The organism is Bradyrhizobium sp. T-12 (assembly GCF_058314695.1).
The window spans coordinates 4626584-4641291 of sequence record NZ_CM177756.1 but is presented as its reverse complement, the minus strand read 5'-3'; the positions used below and the strand labels follow the sequence as shown (position 1 = coordinate 4641291).

The 14708-nt window shown below is 64.7% G+C and carries 17 protein-coding genes and 1 tRNA gene; 12 read left to right on the top strand and 6 right to left on the bottom strand.

The window, feature by feature from the left end; all coding sequences use genetic code 11:
- The first annotated feature begins 62 nt into the window (after positions 1–62).
- The gene (locus tag AC0WRY_RS22090; RefSeq protein ID WP_194402936.1) at positions 63–653 is read left to right on the top strand and encodes a TMEM175 family protein; all 591 of its coding nucleotides are present in this window, start codon (positions 63–65) and stop codon (positions 651–653) included.
- Between the two features lie 9 nt (positions 654–662).
- Here the strand turns inward: AC0WRY_RS22090 and AC0WRY_RS22085 are convergent, their stop codons facing one another.
- The gene (locus AC0WRY_RS22085; RefSeq protein WP_194408367.1) at positions 663–1043 is read right to left on the bottom strand and encodes a YciI family protein; all 381 of its coding nucleotides are present in this window, start codon (positions 1041–1043) and stop codon (positions 663–665) included.
- 197 nt (positions 1044–1240) lie between these two features.
- Here AC0WRY_RS22085 and AC0WRY_RS22080 point away from each other — a divergent pair, with 197 nt between their 5' ends.
- On the top strand, positions 1241–1426 hold the full coding sequence (locus AC0WRY_RS22080; RefSeq protein ID WP_194402935.1) for a hypothetical protein: 186 nt from the start codon (positions 1241–1243) through the stop codon (positions 1424–1426).
- Between the two features lie 23 nt (positions 1427–1449).
- The gene (locus tag AC0WRY_RS22075; RefSeq protein ID WP_194402934.1) at positions 1450–1653 is read left to right on the top strand and encodes a hypothetical protein; all 204 of its coding nucleotides are present in this window, start codon (positions 1450–1452) and stop codon (positions 1651–1653) included.
- 10 nt (positions 1654–1663) lie between these two features.
- On the opposite strand, the gene AC0WRY_RS22070 is transcribed toward AC0WRY_RS22075, so the two are convergent.
- A complete protein-coding gene (locus tag AC0WRY_RS22070) occupies positions 1664–2377 on the bottom strand; it encodes a substrate-binding periplasmic protein (RefSeq protein ID WP_194402933.1) in 714 nt (237 codons plus the stop codon).
- 337 nt (positions 2378–2714) lie between these two features.
- Between AC0WRY_RS22070 and AC0WRY_RS22065 the strand changes: the two genes are divergently transcribed.
- Entirely contained in the window at positions 2715–5126 is a 2412-nt protein-coding gene (locus AC0WRY_RS22065) for an ATP-binding protein (protein ID WP_491120885.1), read from the top strand.
- Between the two features lie 343 nt (positions 5127–5469).
- A tRNA-Gly gene (locus AC0WRY_RS22060) sits at positions 5470–5543 on the top strand.
- Positions 5544–5623: 80 nt separating this feature from the next.
- Here AC0WRY_RS22060 and AC0WRY_RS22055 read toward each other — a convergent pair.
- Together AC0WRY_RS22055 and AC0WRY_RS22050 are read right to left on the bottom strand one after the other, a co-directional pair.
- Positions 5624–6355, bottom strand: coding sequence for a Fic/DOC family protein (locus AC0WRY_RS22055; RefSeq protein WP_194402844.1), 732 nt, complete (start codon positions 6353–6355; stop codon positions 5624–5626).
- Positions 6352–6699, bottom strand: a complete 348-nt coding sequence (locus tag AC0WRY_RS22050) for a hypothetical protein (RefSeq protein WP_194402843.1) — start codon at positions 6697–6699, stop codon at positions 6352–6354. The genes AC0WRY_RS22055 and AC0WRY_RS22050 overlap by 4 nt, the downstream gene beginning before the upstream one ends.
- 55 nt (positions 6700–6754) lie before the next feature.
- On the opposite strand from AC0WRY_RS22050, the gene AC0WRY_RS22045 reads away from it, so the two are divergent.
- From AC0WRY_RS22045 to AC0WRY_RS22030, 4 genes are all read left to right on the top strand, one after another.
- A complete protein-coding gene (locus AC0WRY_RS22045; RefSeq protein ID WP_194402842.1) occupies positions 6755–7060 on the top strand; it encodes a hypothetical protein in 306 nt (101 codons plus the stop codon).
- A gap of 63 nt (positions 7061–7123) precedes the next feature.
- Entirely contained in the window at positions 7124–7576 is a 453-nt protein-coding gene (locus AC0WRY_RS22040) for a DUF2231 domain-containing protein (RefSeq protein ID WP_194402841.1), read from the top strand.
- Positions 7573–8910, top strand: coding sequence for a PQQ-dependent sugar dehydrogenase (locus AC0WRY_RS22035; RefSeq protein ID WP_194402840.1), 1338 nt, complete (start codon positions 7573–7575; stop codon positions 8908–8910). Before AC0WRY_RS22040 ends, AC0WRY_RS22035 begins: the two co-directional genes overlap by 4 nt.
- A 52-nt stretch (positions 8911–8962) precedes the next feature.
- Positions 8963–9166 carry a hypothetical protein gene (locus tag AC0WRY_RS22030; RefSeq protein ID WP_194402839.1) on the top strand — a complete coding sequence of 68 codons (204 nt, stop codon included), beginning with the start codon at positions 8963–8965 and terminating at the stop codon, positions 9164–9166.
- A 3-nt stretch (positions 9167–9169) separates the two neighbouring features.
- Here AC0WRY_RS22030 and AC0WRY_RS22025 read toward each other — a convergent pair whose 3' ends face one another.
- Both AC0WRY_RS22025 and AC0WRY_RS22020 read right to left on the bottom strand, forming a co-directional pair.
- Positions 9170–10105, bottom strand: a complete 936-nt coding sequence (locus AC0WRY_RS22025) for a diacylglycerol kinase catalytic domain-containing protein (protein WP_194402838.1) — start codon at positions 10103–10105, stop codon at positions 9170–9172.
- Entirely contained in the window at positions 10089–11135 is a 1047-nt protein-coding gene (locus AC0WRY_RS22020; RefSeq protein ID WP_491120881.1) for an SPFH domain-containing protein, read from the bottom strand. The genes AC0WRY_RS22025 and AC0WRY_RS22020 overlap by 17 nt, the downstream gene beginning before the upstream one ends.
- Positions 11136–11237: 102 nt before the next feature.
- Between AC0WRY_RS22020 and AC0WRY_RS22015 the strand changes: the two genes are divergently transcribed.
- From AC0WRY_RS22015 to AC0WRY_RS22005, 3 genes are all read left to right on the top strand, one after another.
- Positions 11238–12002, top strand: coding sequence for an NUDIX hydrolase (locus AC0WRY_RS22015; RefSeq protein ID WP_194402836.1), 765 nt, complete (start codon positions 11238–11240; stop codon positions 12000–12002).
- Between the two features lie 265 nt (positions 12003–12267).
- Complete coding sequence (locus AC0WRY_RS22010; RefSeq protein WP_194402835.1) at positions 12268–13665, top strand: MFS transporter; 1398 nt, start codon at positions 12268–12270, stop codon at positions 13663–13665.
- A 119-nt stretch (positions 13666–13784) separates the two neighbouring features.
- Entirely contained in the window at positions 13785–14612 is an 828-nt protein-coding gene (locus tag AC0WRY_RS22005) for a 3-oxoadipate:acetyl-CoA acetyltransferase (protein WP_194402834.1), read from the top strand.
- The last annotated feature ends 96 nt before the right edge of the window (positions 14613–14708 follow it).

The following is a 14708-nucleotide window of genomic DNA, read 5'->3' as shown; positions in this document are numbered from 1 at the left end:
GACGGAACCTGAATTAGGATTTAGGGGAGGACGGCCCGAAGTTCCAGCTGCGCACACCCGACATGACCGAGCTCAAGCCCGACCAGTTCGAGATGCGGCGGCTGGAATCGCTCAGCAACACCATTTTCGGTGTCGCCATGACGCTTTTGGCCTACGACCTGCCCAAGGCCGCGGTGTTTACCAGCGCCCCCGACTGGAGCGACCTCGCCCATGTCTATTCCGGCAAGCTCGCCGGCTTCGCGCTCAGCTTCATCATCGCCGGCGTGTTCTGGATCAGCCATCACCGGCGGCTGGCGCGCCAGCCGGTCAGCAGCCGCGGCGCGGTGATCCTCAACCTGTTCTTCCTGCTCTCGATCGTGCTGCTGCCTGTCACCAACGGCCTCTACACCAATTACGGCAGGAGCAGTGCAGTCGCGGTGCTCTACGGCCTGCACCTCACCGCGATTGCCGGGCTCAATGCCTGGCTGTGGTGGACGATCCTCGGCAGCTGGCGCCACGAGATCATGGCCTCGCTGTTTCCGCTTCTGGTGTTCATCCCCGGCACGATCGTGGCGGCATTTGCGCCGCACGTCGCGCCTTTCGTCTGGTTCATCGCCTTCGGCGGGCTCCTGATCCAGCGCTTCTATGGTGCGCGGACCGGGCCGGGCGGCTAGGGCTGCGCCTCACCCGGACGTCGCGCCGAACCCATCGGCAGGCACGTAAAGCTTGACCGGGCGGATTTCGTAGACCGCGGTCGGATTGACCGCACGCAGCTTCCGCGCCGCCGCGATCGCCTCGTCCTCGGTGGCGCATTCCATCAGGTGGAAGCCCAGGAGCTGCTCCTTGGTCTCGGCAAACGGCCCGTCCAGCACCATGCCTGCACCCGGGCCACGCAAGGTGCGCGCCTTTCGGGTCCCATCCAAACGGGCGGCCGGCCCAAACTGTCCGCTTGCCCGCAAGGGCTCCTGAACCGCGATGACCTTTGCCACGACCGCGGCGTCATGCTCCGGCGTCCAGGACGTGACCTCGTCTTCCACATGATAGGCCAGAATGGCGTAAAGCATCGTCACCTCGTTGTTTTCTGCACAGATCCCAAGGACGTCCCACCGCAGGCGGTGCCGACATTCCCGAAGCAAAATATTGCGCGGGCCGCAAGCGACGAAACCGTCCTGAAACCCGATTGCGGCCCGGCCGCGTGAACGCCGTCGGAAGCGGTCGCGACTGATGACCACAAACAACAAGATTTCTGCTGGAGGCGGCAATGTCGGGTCACATCATCAAGATCATCTGCGACGCGCGTCGGGCCGGACGATCGGAGACGGCCGATCTACACGACCAAAGCGGTCACCACCGCTATTACGGCAGCTCGGCCGAGAATGGCGGCGAGCGCATCGTGGAAAGCCGGCGCGGCAAGCGCCCGCGTGCACCCGGCGGCTGCGGCGTCTGAAGCCTCACGACACCGTTTCCTGCATGGACCTTCTGCAGATATCGATCGCGGCGATGCCGTTTCTCGTCTCGCTCGTGAGCCGCAACGGCAAGGCCATCGCGCCGTGCCTGCTCGCGAGCATCTTCACCGTGCTGCTCGGCGGGGAGCCTCACCGCGCAGTCGTGGCCTGGTGTGTCGGCATATTGATCGCAGCCGTCGCATTGCGCGAGCGGCTTCGGATGAGCTGACTGACGGCTCTCACGGCCCGCTCAGGACCTGCTTGACCAGGACCTCGCGCAGCGCCGCCAGTTCGCCGCTCGCCTCCATCTCAGCGATCACCTTGCCCACTTTCGGCACCAGATCGCGATGGCGTTCATGCAAATAGTGGTAGATGTGGATGCGCTCGAGCGGCGGCGAGAGCGGGTAGATCTTGGCCTGCAGATTGAGTTTCCTCACCGCGGCAAGGCCGCTGAAGAGGTCGGTGACCATCACGTCGAAGCGGTCGGCGTCGAGCATCCTGACCATGTTGTCGAGGCCGGTGGTCGCCGTGACGCGGGCCATGCCGCGCGTGCCGGCTTCCGAGGAGCCGACGCCGCGGACGATGCCGATGCTGTAGTCCTTGATCGAATCCCAGCCGGCGACGTCGAACCGGAGCCTGGTCGCGAACACTGCGGGCTCGATGTAGTTGATCGCCGGCGTGACCTGGACCAGCGTCGGGTAGTCGCGCGCGAGCGTTCCGATCCGCTGGATCTCGCCGTCGACCTCGCCGGCGCTCGACAGCGCGAGCGCGCGCTTGCCGGGGACGTCCTCGAACTCCAGCCTGATGTTCAGCTTGGCATAGACAGCCCGCAGCATCTCGCCGCCGACATATTGATCGGGGATGTCGGCGATGCGCGCCAGCCGGATCACATCCTGCACCTGGGAGGGACCGGCTGCGAGCAACGACAGGCAGGCGACCATCAGCCGCCACATGAGGCGCCTCCTTTGGTTGCTACCACTGGATTCGGACGTCCGCGCGATCTACCGGAAGTGGGCACCTGGGGGCCGGCAACCGTTACCGCTTGCCCCGCGAGCGACTCCGCACTTTCACCGATGTCATTCTAGCACGCGCAGTGGTAGTTTGCGCGGGTATCCTGCTGCTGGGCGCAAGACATGACTTGTCGACCTCAAGCCGCCCACGGGCCGACAGGATGATTGCGCGCGGGGTGACGAGGCGGGCGTCTCAACTCCTGGATTGCTACTTTTGGATTGCTCGAGACTGCAGCCGGCTGGCCGGAGCAGGGAGCCGCCATTTCCGAGGATGTGGTGCATGGCCAACGCAGGCGACGAGGACCCCAAGCACAGCCGCGCCGTCGCGCCGGCGGCTGCGAAGCCGGGTCTGACCGGCGTCGGGACCACGCTCGCAGCTCCGGTGTTCCCGTCGCTCCTGTCACGGCTCTTCAACTGGTCGCGCAGCGGCGTCGGACCACGGCTCCTCGCCGCCGTGCTACTGTTCTCTTCGGTCGTGACGCTGACGCTGACTGCGCTTCAGCTCTATCTCGATTACGATCGCGAGGTCGCCCTCATCGAGACGCGGCTCGACGAGATCGGCCGCAGCACGACCGGCAGCCTCGGCGAGAGCCTGTGGAATCTCGACCAGAACCAGCTCAAGCTCCAACTCGACGGCATCCTGCGGCTGCCTGACATCCGGGCCGCCGAAGTGCGCGAGATCGCCGATCGTCCCAATCCGATCCGCCTTGCGGTGGGCGAGCCCAGCACCCGCTCCGTGGTGACGCGCGACTATCCCTTGAACACGACAGTGCAGGGGACCGCGCGCGAGATCGGCCTGCTCCACGTCGAGGCGACGCTGACCGACATCTATCAGCATCTGCTCAACCGGGCGCTGGTCATCCTGGCCAGCCAGGCGGCAAAGACATTCCTGGTCTCGCTGTTCATCATCTACATGTTCCATCTGCTGGTGACGCGGCATCTGGCCGCCATCGCCGAGTTCGTCAGCAAATACAGCCTGGCGCGGCCGCCGCCGCCTTTGCGCCTGGAGCGCCGGCCGCCCTATGAAGCCGATGAGCTCGACAAGGTGATCGACGCCTTCAACGCGATGTGCGCGAACCTCGAGCGCGCCTATGGCGAGCTGCGAGAGGCCAATGCAAATCTCGAGCGCGATCTGAAAATCCGCCGGCGCGCCGAGGAGGACGCCCGGGCGAGCGAGGAACGTTTCCGCGACTATGCCGAGACCGCATCGGACTGGTTCTGGGAGACCGGCCCGGATCATCGGTTCACCTACCTGTCGGACCGGGTGGTCGCCTTCGGCATGGATCCCAAGGTTCGGGTCGGCACGCGCCGCATCGATACCGCGCTCGACCGCGAGACCGAGCCCGAGAAATGGCGCGCGCACCTGGCGGCGCTGGACCGTCACGAGCCGTTTCGAAAGTTCGAATATCGCGGGCACGACACCAAGGGCCGGATTCATCATTTCAGCGTCAACGGCAAGCCGGTCTTCGATGCCGACGGACGCTTCACGGGCTACCGCGGCTCCGCGACCGACCTCACCGCGCAGCACGAAACCGAGGAGCGCTTACGTCAATCCCAGAAGATGGATGCGATCGGCCAGCTCACCGGCGGCGTCGCGCACGATTTCAACAATGTGCTCACGGTCATCACCGGCACCATCGAGATCATCCGGGACGGGCTTGCGGACAAGCCCGAGCTCTCCGCGATCGCGCAGCTGATCGACGATGCGGCCGCGCGCGGCGCCGAGATCACCTCGCAGCTCCTGACCTTCGCGCGCCGCCAGCCGCTGGCGCCGCGCGAGATCGACGTCAACGCGCTCGTGGTCGAGACCGCGAAGCTGCTCAAGCCCATCCTCGGCGAGCATATCGAGATCGACATCCGGCTCGCCGACGACGCCTGGTCTGCGATGGCGGATCCCTCGCAGCTCTCCTCCGCGATCGTCAACCTCGCGGTCAATGCACGTGACGCGATGCCGGGGGGCGGCAGGCTCACCCTCGAAACCGCGAACCGGGAGTTCGAGGGCGCCGGCAGCGTCGCCGACGGCGACGCCGTGCGCGGCGCCTTCGTGATGGTCGCGGTCGGCGACACCGGCCACGGCATCCCGGCCGACATTCGCGACCGGGTGTTCGAGCCGTTCTTCACCACCAAGGGCGTCGGTCGCGGCACGGGGCTCGGGCTCAGCATGGTCTACGGCTTTGCCCGCCAGACCGGCGGCACCGTCGCAGTCGAGAGCGAGGAGGGGACCGGCACGGTGATGCGGCTGTTCCTGCCGCGGTCGAAGGGCGAGGCGCCGGCCAGGGCGACACCGGTTCAGGCGCCCGTCACGGCACGTGGGCAGGAGACGATCCTCGTAGTCGAGGACGATCCGCTGGTGCAGGGTTATGTCATCGCCCAGCTCGGCAGCCTCGGCTATCGCACGCTCGTGGCCGGCGACGGCGCATCGGCGCTGGCGCTGGTCGACCAGGGCGCCAAATTCGATCTCCTGTTCACGGACATCATCATGCCCGGCGGCATGAACGGGCGGGAATTGGCCGACGCCGTCCGGCTCCGCCGGCCCGGCGTGAAGGTGCTCTACACCTCCGGCTACACCGACGATGCCATCGTCCACGAAGGGCATCTGGATCCCGGCGTGACGTTGCTCGGAAAGCCCTACCGGAAGTCGGAGCTGTCGCAGAGAATTCGCGAAGTGCTTGCGGGCGAGCCGCCGGCCTGAGCCCCGCGACCGACAGAAAGGCCGGCGACGAAAAAGGCGCGGCGGGGAAGCCCCGTCGCGCCCGATTTCGTGCTCGCTGGTCCAGGGCTGAGAGCGCCCCGATGCCAAGCCTTATTCAGAGCTTAGCGGGCGATCCCAGCGAGGTGACAGCGCTTGGTAAAAGACACTGGATCACCTCCTTTCGTTGGTTGCGGAAGATTTCAATATAGGCGGCATTGCCGCCGCTGTTAAGGGGCTGCGGGTCCGGAAGGAACCGGCGGAATTCGCAGGGCTGAGAACACACCCGAAAGCGGCGTCCTGGTAGTTGAGACCGCCGCCCGGCCGTGTTAGGGAGCCCCGTAGCGCGGGTGTAGCTCAATGGTAGAGCAGCAGCCTTCCAAGCTGAATACGAGGGTTCGATTCCCTTCACCCGCTCCAGCCATTCCCTAAGAGGGTGATGGTCGGCGATCTGGTTGAGCCGTGCGAAGTATCCTTCGTTGGCTTCAGGATTCCTCTTATCAAGCGCCTTTGCTTTGCTCATCGCGCTTGAGCCGTTGCTGCTCGTATTCTGCTTGGACAGCCGGATCGTCGTTGCTCCCGCGAACGGTGTCCGTCTCGCCCCTGCCGCCATCGAGTCCCTTGGCAGCGTTGATGTGCTCTTTGAGATCGCTAACAGCCGGGCGGATGTAAGGCTCGAGATATGTGTCGAGGATGCCCTTGCCGGGATCGTCGAGTTCCCTGGTGAGCGCTTGCAGGTATTCGGTCTTATCGGTCGCAGCCCAGTCGATGCTGAAGCCGGCGCGTTGCGCCAGTATGGAGTAGACGACCATGATCGTGCGGCCATTGCCGTCGAGGAACGGATGGCCGTGGGCCAAATAGCCCATGACTTCGCCCGGCTTCTCGCGCATGGTTTTGGGATCGTTGCCCAGTTTCAGCGCATGGTCGATTGCCTTCTGAATAGACTTCGGATGGGCGAACAAAACGCCGTCCCGGCTCACGGCGATATCCGGTGCCGTCGTGGCGCGATCCTGACCAGCCCACGGGTACATGGCCTCGAACAACGTCTTGTGGGTACTGAGCACGTCCGCGTAGGTGAGCGCCTGCTTTTTCTGAAGCGCCGTGAATGCTTCATCGATGCCGGTCGTGAAGGAAGCATGTTCGAGCCTCTTTACGATCGCTGGATCTTTCTCTTGAGCAAGGTTGCGTAGATATCCGTGCGCTTCGAAGTCGCCGAACGGATCGAAGGTCACGGCCTGACTTCACGCAAATAGGCAGCCTGCAGCTGGATCATTTCCGGGCGCGTAATTCGTTCGGCTCGCACTAACCCGATGAGCAACAATTCGATCTCGTCCAACTCGACGGGATCCCCGGCCAGGCGCGAGATATGATGTGCCAAGCGGTCGTTTGGGCCCTCGGAATAGGACACGTGGAACGTCCGGGCGAGTGCCCGGATGTGCTCTGCGGTCGAGGAGGCGGTTACCTTATCCACATCAATAATATAGCACTTTTGGGCTGGGATTCCAGCGTGCCGATTCGCGATGGTGACCTCTTCACCCGCTACAACCATCAACGCAGCAGGCCTGATCCAGGTCAATGTCCCGCGCGCCGGATGGTCTATCCATCGGTCGCAACTTCGGGACGACCACGACATGACCGACAAGCCGATCGACTGGACGCCAGACCTTTCTCTGCCGACCTCCAAATCCACCGTCCAGCACTTCATCGCAAATGCCGGCGGCGACCGCCTGGAGATTGACACCACGCCCTGGGGCGAGGCCGATCTCACCGTCAACGGCCGGTCGATCGCGCACATCGCGACGGCACCGAGCGCCGGGGACGCATTTCGGGTGCTCGAGACGATCGCGGAAGATCTCGAAGCCGGCAAGGATTCGCGCCTGGATCAGGTGATCGAGGATGATGAGGTCCGGCAACGGCTGGGCCTGCCGCGCAGCTAGGAACCATCACCCCGCGCACGAGTTGGCCGGTCGGGCAGGACCGAAACTCACACGAGGCCGACCGTGCAGCAAGACGTGCGCGTGCGCACCACCGCGCAGATCGCGGGTCATCCCATTCATCCAATGCTCGTGCCGATCCCGATCGCGTGCTTCGTCGGCGCGCTCCTGACCGACATCGCCTATGTCGCCAGCGCCGAGATCATGTGGGCGGATTTTTCCGCATGGCTTCTGCTCGTCGGCGTCGTCTTCGGCGTGCTGGCGGCGATCGCGGGCCTGACCGATTTCCTCGGCAACCGCCTGGTGCGGGCGCAGACGCCGGCCTGGCCGCATCTGATCGGAAACGCGCTGGCGCTGATCCTCGCCATCGTCAACGCACTGATCCACACCCGCGATGCCTGGACCTCGGTGTGGCCGACGGGGCTCGTTCTGTCGGTGCTCACCGTCCTGATCCTGCCCATCACCGGCTGGCTCGGCTGGGCCCTGGTCTACCGCCACGGCGTAGGAGTTGCGCGATGAGATCGAAGCTTGCCCGCGCGCTGCTGTGCTCCTCGCTGCTGCTCCTGGCTGGTTGCGATGACGGCAGCGGCGATCCCAAGGCGCAAATCGGCGCCAACCCTAAGCTGCCCGACATCCAGCAATACCTGCTGCCGCCCATGCACATCGCGCGCATCGTCGGCTGGAAGAAGGACGAGACGCCTTCCGTGGCGGAGGGCTTGCAGATCAAGGCCTTTGCGACCGGCCTGCAGCATCCGCGTTTCCTCTATGTACTGCCCAATGGTGACGTGCTGGTGGCGGAATCCAAGGCGCCGAAGGGGGCCGGGATCAAGCGACCCAAGGAGATCGTCATGGGATATATCGAGTCCTGGGCGACCTCGGGCGGCAACGACACCGGGCCGGGCAACCGCATCACACTGCTGCGCGACAGCAATGGCGACGGCGTGCCGGATACGCAAAGCGTCTTCCTCGAGCAGCTCAACTCGCCGTTCGGGATCGCGCTGGTCGGCAACGAGCTTTATGTCGCCAATGCCGATGCGATCGTCAGATATCCCTATAAGGAAGGCGACACCAAGATCACCGCGCCGGGCACGGTGCTGACGCCGCTGCCGGGCGGGCCGATCAACCATCACTGGACCAAGAGCCTGGTCGCCAGCCCCGACGGCTCGAAACTCTATGCCGGCGTCGGCTCCAACAGCAACATCACCGAGAACGGCATGGAGGCCGAGCACAATCGCGCCGCCATCCTCGAGGTCGACCGTGCCAGCGGGCGCTGGCGTATCTTCGCAAGCGGTCTGCGCAATCCGAACGGGCTCAGCTTCGAGCCGCAGACCGGCGCGCTGTGGACGGTCGTGAACGAGCGCGACGAGCTCGGTCCCGATCTCGTCCCCGACTACATGACCTCGGTGAAGGACGGCGGCTTCTATGGCTGGCCCTACAGCTATTACGGCCAGCACGTCGATCCCCGCGTCAAGCCGCAGCGGCCGGATCTCGTCGCCAAGGCGATCGCGCCCGATTACGCCCTGAGCTCGCATGTCGCACCGCTCGGGATGGCCTTCAACACCGGCTCCGCTCTGCCGGCGGCCTATCGCGGCGGCGCCTTCGTCGGCGAGCACGGCAGCTGGAACAGGCAGGTGCTGAACGGCTACAAGGTAGTGTTCGTGCCGTTCACGGACGGCAAGCCGAGTGGACCGGCGCAGGACGTGGTGACCGGCTTCCTCAACAGCGACAACAAGGCACGCGGCAGGCCCGTCGGCGTTGCCATCGACAAATCAGGCGCGCTGCTGGTCGCCGACGACAGCGGCAACACGGTGTGGCGCGTCACCGCCGCGCATCCGCAACTGACGCAACGTTAGACGCGCGGGCGCGTTATCCGGCAGATGGATTCTGAAACCCAGGAGTTGGACAATGGGCCTCGCTCAATATGCCATCGTGCCGGTGCAGGACGAATGGGGCGTGCTGCACGACGGCGACGTCAGGAGCAAATATGCCACCAAGGAGGCTGCCTTTGAATCGGCGGTCGCGGCCGCATCCCTCGCGCTTCGTGAGGGGCATGAGGTCCATGTCAGCGTGCCCGGCCGCGAAGCCGGCGAGAATGCGCTGGGCAGTTAGCCATCACACGATCAATCGGCCGCGCCGCCCGGCAATTCCGATTGCAACCTCGGCGCCGGCATTGAAATCGAGGCGGTCGGGTTCGACGCCGTCACTGAAGATCACGCCGTTTTCCGGCATCAAGGAACGGATGCGCAATTGCTCTGCGGGAGCGAGCCGGCCGCAGACGAGATTGGTCTTGGAATGGCGGCTGGGGAAGGGCTCGCGTACCGCGAAGCGCAGCTCGGCCGCGTCCCAGGGCAGCGCCTCGTAGCCGCTGAGCAGGGGAGGCTGGCCAAAGCTGCCGGCAATGGCAAGCGAGCCGGTGACGATGCTCTTGAACCAGGCGGTCGATCCGAGCCCGGTGGAAACAATCAGGCCGCTGGAAGACTGCCGCTCCATGGCACCGCCGGCCGTGAGCTCGTAGATCGCCGAGACATGCGTACGGGCGCCGATGAAGAGGTCGTTGACGGCGTAGAGCACCTGGCCGTCACCGAGCCGTGCTTCCGCCATCGTCACGGCCTGGCTGCCGCGCTTGTCGGCGGCCACCTCCGGCAGGAGCTTCGCGAGGTCGCGCGGCGCGAAAGGAAGCAGAATGCCGTCGTGGCGCGCGGGGTCGGGGTTGAGCCCGATCAGCGGATGGTCGTTGAGATATTTCATCGTGTTGGCGACGAGGCCGTCCTGGCCGAGCGCGGCCACGATGTCGTCGGGCCCGAAGATGAAATTCGGCAGGAAGCTGCGATCGATGATCTGATAGCGCCCCCATTGCTCCAGCACCTGCAGCGTGGTGCGATGCTGCGCCCGATAGACTTCGTGCTCCCGCTCATAGTCGGAGAAGTCGGCGCCGAGATGCTCAACATAGAAGCGCGCCTGCGCCGCCGTCAGGTGGCGCGCGATCAGGTCCTCCAGCCTGGTCTTGCGCGTCACCAGCACGACCTTGCGGTCATTGGCGGCGGGCATTGGCGGCCTCCATCGGCTGCGGCTTCTCCATCAACTGGCTGAGCAGGTCCGGAGAGACGTTGAGCTGGCCGATCTTCTCGGCCTTCTCGGCGATGCCGGAGAAGGCCTGCGCGATCAGCTGACCCGGTTGCATGCCGGCGGCGGCGAGCGCCTGGATCACGCGGGTGTCGACACCCTCGAAGATCTTCATCAAGGCACCGACGCGATAGGCTTCGGCGTCGGCCAGCGTCCTGGTGTTCTCGGCGTTGAGGCCGACGAAATCCTTGCGCTTGCCTTCCAGCACGATATCCGCCGCCATGCCGGCCTCGCGCAGCTCGTTGCGCTTGGCGGCCACGCTCGCCTCGGCGTCCATCTGGGTCTCGCGGATCGACCGCTTCTTCTGCTCGACCGCGATCTCGGTGTCGAGTTCGCTCTCGCGGATGGCGCGCTCCTGCTCGACGGCGAAGTTGCGCCGGGCGAAGATGGCCTCATCCGCGGTCTTGAGGATCGCTTCGCGGGCCTGCGCCTCGAGTGCCTTCGCGGTGTCCGGTGTCGGCTTGATGCCGCGAACCGACACGCCGAGGATTTCGAGCCCGAGGGAGGCGATATCGGCGCGCTGCCTCAATCCGCCCGCGATGATGTCGGCGATGCGGTCGGACGCCTGCAACGCGTCCCTCAGCGTCAGTTCCTTCACCGCTTGCTGGGCGAGGACCTCGACTGTGCCGAGGATGCGTTCCGGCAGCTTTTCCGGATCGTCGCTCTCATAGGTCTTGCCGTCCGCCTTCAGGGTGAAGTCGAGCATCGAGGCCGCCTTCGTCGGGTCGCTGATGCGATAAGTCACCTGACCCTGGACGGTCAGCGTCTGGAAGTCGCGCGCGGTCTGCTCGAAGATGAAGGAGGCGTCGCGGCTGCCGATCGGCACGGCGACCAGCATGGTCGCCGGCGCGTAATACAGCGTGGAAAGACCGGGGCCCTCGGCGACGATAGCACCGCCGCGGTACTTCATCAGATAGGTGGTAGGCTGAGCCTTGATGTATCTGACGCCGAACATGGCCTGTCTCCGGTGAGCGTTATAAGTGTGTCTGAGCAACTAAGTAAGTTGGACTGTACAACTAACTATGCTAGTGTCAAGTCCTGGCAGCGGAGTTTGGCGATGGCAGGCGAGGCGCTCGGCAAGGGTCTTGGCAAGGATTTTGGCAAAGGCGTTGGCAAGGACCTTGGAAAGGCGCGGCAATTGGACTTTCCGCGTCCCCTGACGACGGTGGACGTCGTGATCTTCGCGATCCTGGATGACAGTCTTCAGGTGTTGCTGGTGCAGCGACCGGCGGACGAGGGCGAGCCGTTTCCGTCGGCCTGGGCCTTGCCGGGCGGCTTCGTCGATGTCGCCAAGGACAGCGACCTCGCGGCCTGCGCGGCCCGGAAGCTGAGGGAGAAGGCCGGGGTCACCAGCCCCTATCTCGAGCAGCTCGGAAGCTGGGGGAGCGCGACGCGCGATCCGCGCGGCTGGTCGGCGACGCACGCCTATTTCGCGCTGATCCCGGAGGCGGCAGGCGTGCTTGCGCCGGATGCGCGCTGGTTTCCAATTCGCGGGGGCAGGCTCAAGGACAAGCTTGCCTTCGATCACGGCGAGATCCTGGTAACCGCAATCCAGCGCCTGCGCAACAAGGTGGAATACACCTCGCTTCCGGCCTATCTGATGCCGGCGGAATTCACCCTTCCGGATCTGCAGCGGGTCTACGAGATCGTGCTCGATCGCCCGCTCGAGAAGAGCGCCTTCCGGACCCGCATCCTGTCAGCCGACATGATCGAGCCGGTGGCCAGGATGAGGCGCGGCGCCAACCGCCCGGCGCAGCTCTATCGCCTGAAGAAGGATAGCGAGCCTGTGTATTTCGTGCGGACGTTCAATCCGCCGGAATGATCTCGCGGCGACATGCCGGGCTGCCATTCGGCGAGCGCGACCGCGGCGCGGGGCAGCGCTCCGACCTAGATAACATCATGTTAGGTTTATCGCATAACAGGGTAATTGTGTTACCCGGGCGATAGCCTATTGTCGCAACCAATCAGACATCCATCGGCAGTGACAAGCGCTCGCGAAAGTCCCGCGGAGCGCCGGGAGAATGCTGCCCAATTTCCAGTGAAGCCCGCCAACGGGACATCAGCAAACCCGGGAGGAAATCTTCGAGATGACAACAGCTCGCGCGACCCACGATATGAGTCAGTCCAGGAAGGCTGCTGCCAGCGGCTGGATCGGATCAGCCCTCGAATATTATGACTTCTTCATCTACGCGACCGCGGCGTCGCTGATCTTCCCGCAAATCTTCTTCCCGTCGGACAATCCCACCGTCGCGATCGTCGCGTCGCTGGCGACTTATGGCGTCGGTTACGTGGCCCGGCCGATCGGTGCCTTCGTGTTAGGTCATTGGGGCGACACACATGGCCGCAAGACGGTGCTCATCGTCTGCATGTTCCTGATGGGTATCTCGACCATGGCCGTTGGTCTTCTGCCCACCTATCAGCAAGTCGGCATGCTGGCGCCGATCCTCCTCGTCATCCTGCGCCTGGTGCAGGGATTTGCCGTCGCCGGTGAAATCTCCGGCGCGAGCTCGATGATCCTGGAGCACGCGCCGTTTGGCCGGCGCGGCTTCTATGCAAGCTTCGCGCTTCAGGGGGTGCAGGCAGGACAGATTCTCGCAGCAGCCGTCTTCCTGCCGCTGGCCGCCTATATGCCCACCGATGCCTTCAACAGCTGGGGTTGGCGGATTCCCTTCCTGCTCAGCTTCTTCGTCATCGTCGCTGGCTATGTCATTCGCCGCGAAGTCGATGAGACCCCTGCCTTTGCCCGCGAGGGCGAGCGGGGCGAAACGCCGCGCGCGCCCATCGTCCAGGCCATCAAGCTGAGCTGGCGGGACATGCTGAGGGTCATCTGCATGGCACTGATGAACGTCATTCCGGTGGTGGCGACCATCTTCGGCGCAGCCTACGCGGTGCAGCCGGCCTATGGCATCGGCTTCGCCAAGGACGTCTATCTCTGGATCCCGGTGCTCGGAAACATGTTGGCCGTGTTCGTCATTCCCTTCGTCGGCCATCTCTCCGACAAGGTCGGTCGCAAGCCTCCGATCATCGTGGGCGCGTTGCTCTCGGGCCTGCTTGCCATCGGCTATCTCTACGCCATCAGCATCAGGAACGTGCCGCTTGCGATCACGCTCTCGCTGCTGATGTGGGGCGTCGTCTATCAGGGCTACAACGCGATCTTCCCGAGCTTCTATCCGGAGCTGTTTCCGACGCGCACGCGGGTGTCGGCGATGGCGATCTCGCAGAACATCGGGACCACCATCACCGCGTTGCTTCCGGCCCTGTTCGCCACCGTGGCGCCTCCCGGCTCGGCCAATATCCCCTTGACGGTGGGCGCGATCGCCTTCGGCATCACGGTGATCGCCGCGCTGGCGGCGGTCTCGGCGCGGGAAACCTATCGGATCAGCATCGACGATCTCGGCAATCCCAAGGCCGTTCCGATGCCGCGGGCGGACTATGAGCGGCAGCGCGCGGAAGCGGCGAGCGGTGCGGCCGCAATTCCGACCTGATGGCGAAGTGACGAGGCAGCCGCTGCGAGCCATGATGTTTGCAGCGGCAGGGCTTCATGCGCTACTTAACGATCTATTCGACTTTGTGCGCGCGAGCGCGATCATCATGAGGTCCAGGGATGAACCCCGTCGTCGTTGCTGTTGCCATCACCGGCTCCGTTCCGCGCAAGAAGGACAATCCGGCGGTGCCCATCCTGCCGTCCGAGCAGGTCGAATCGACGCACCAAGCCTTCGAGGCCGGGGCCACGCTTGCCCACATCCATGTTCGCAACGACGACGAGACGCCGTCCTCGGATCCCGAGCGTTTTGCCCTGGTGCAGGAGGGGATCAGGAAGCATTGTCCTGGCATGATCGTCCAGTTTTCGACTGGCGGGCGCGGCCGCGATCCTTCGGCACGTGGATCCTCGCTTTACCTCAAGCCGGACATGGCATCGCTATCCACCGGCTCGGTGAACTTTCCGACGATCGTCTACGAGAACAGCGCCGCTCTGGTCGAGACTCTCGCGACCGGCATGAAGGCGAATGGCGTCTTGCCGGAGATCGAGATCTTCGACCTGTCGCATCTGCATGGTGCGCGCCGCCTGATCGAGGCGGGGCTGATCGATCCGCGTCCGCATGTGCAGTTCGTCATGGGCGTCAAGAACGCGATGCCGGCGGATGAGCATGTCCTCGACATTCTCCTCCAGGAGCTGAAGCGGCTGATTCCGAAAGCGACATGGACCGCGGCCGGGATCGGACGTCATCAGGCCGAGGTCATGGGCTGGGCGCTGGCACTGGGCGCCGACGCGGTTCGGACCGGGCTCGAGGACAATATCAGGGTCGACAAGACGCGCCTCGCCGCCAGCAACGCCGAGCTCGTGACCATCGCTTGTGAGGCCGTCACGCGCCACGGCCGGCGCGTCGCAACCGCGGCCGAGGCGCGATCCTTGCTCGGCATCGCGGCGTAAGGGACGGCGCTCCTCCGCCTGACATGCTCCCGGCTGCCTTCTGCCATTCGGCGGCCGGCGTTCCCGCGTCCTGACTCTCGGGCTAAGAGAGGTGTC

Bases quoted from the DNA above. Each gene is read 5' to 3' on its own strand.
- AC0WRY_RS22080 (WP_194402935.1), top strand. From the start codon at position 1,241: ATGTCGGGTCACATCATCAAGATCATCTGCGACGCGCGTCGGGCCGGA.
- AC0WRY_RS22020 (WP_491120881.1), bottom strand. From the start codon at position 11,135: ATGTTCGGCGTCAGATACATCAAGGCTCAGCCTACCACCTATCTGATG.
- AC0WRY_RS22005 (WP_194402834.1), top strand. From the start codon at position 13,785: ATGAACCCCGTCGTCGTTGCTGTTGCCATCACCGGCTCCGTTCCGCGC.
- AC0WRY_RS22065 (WP_491120885.1), top strand. From the start codon at position 2,715: ATGGCCAACGCAGGCGACGAGGACCCCAAGCACAGCCGCGCCGTCGCG.
- AC0WRY_RS22085 (WP_194408367.1), bottom strand. From the start codon at position 1,043: ATGCTTTACGCCATTCTGGCCTATCATGTGGAAGACGAGGTCACGTCC.
- AC0WRY_RS22070 (WP_194402933.1), bottom strand. From the start codon at position 2,377: ATGTGGCGGCTGATGGTCGCCTGCCTGTCGTTGCTCGCAGCCGGTCCC.
- AC0WRY_RS22045 (WP_194402842.1), top strand. From the start codon at position 6,755: ATGACCGACAAGCCGATCGACTGGACGCCAGACCTTTCTCTGCCGACC.
- AC0WRY_RS22025 (WP_194402838.1), bottom strand. From the start codon at position 10,105: ATGCCCGCCGCCAATGACCGCAAGGTCGTGCTGGTGACGCGCAAGACC.
- AC0WRY_RS22015 (WP_194402836.1), top strand. From the start codon at position 11,238: ATGGCAGGCGAGGCGCTCGGCAAGGGTCTTGGCAAGGATTTTGGCAAA.
- AC0WRY_RS22075 (WP_194402934.1), top strand. From the start codon at position 1,450: ATGGACCTTCTGCAGATATCGATCGCGGCGATGCCGTTTCTCGTCTCG.
- AC0WRY_RS22010 (WP_194402835.1), top strand. From the start codon at position 12,268: ATGACAACAGCTCGCGCGACCCACGATATGAGTCAGTCCAGGAAGGCT.
- AC0WRY_RS22090 (WP_194402936.1), top strand. From the start codon at position 63: ATGACCGAGCTCAAGCCCGACCAGTTCGAGATGCGGCGGCTGGAATCG.
- AC0WRY_RS22035 (WP_194402840.1), top strand. From the start codon at position 7,573: ATGAGATCGAAGCTTGCCCGCGCGCTGCTGTGCTCCTCGCTGCTGCTC.
- AC0WRY_RS22030 (WP_194402839.1), top strand. From the start codon at position 8,963: ATGGGCCTCGCTCAATATGCCATCGTGCCGGTGCAGGACGAATGGGGC.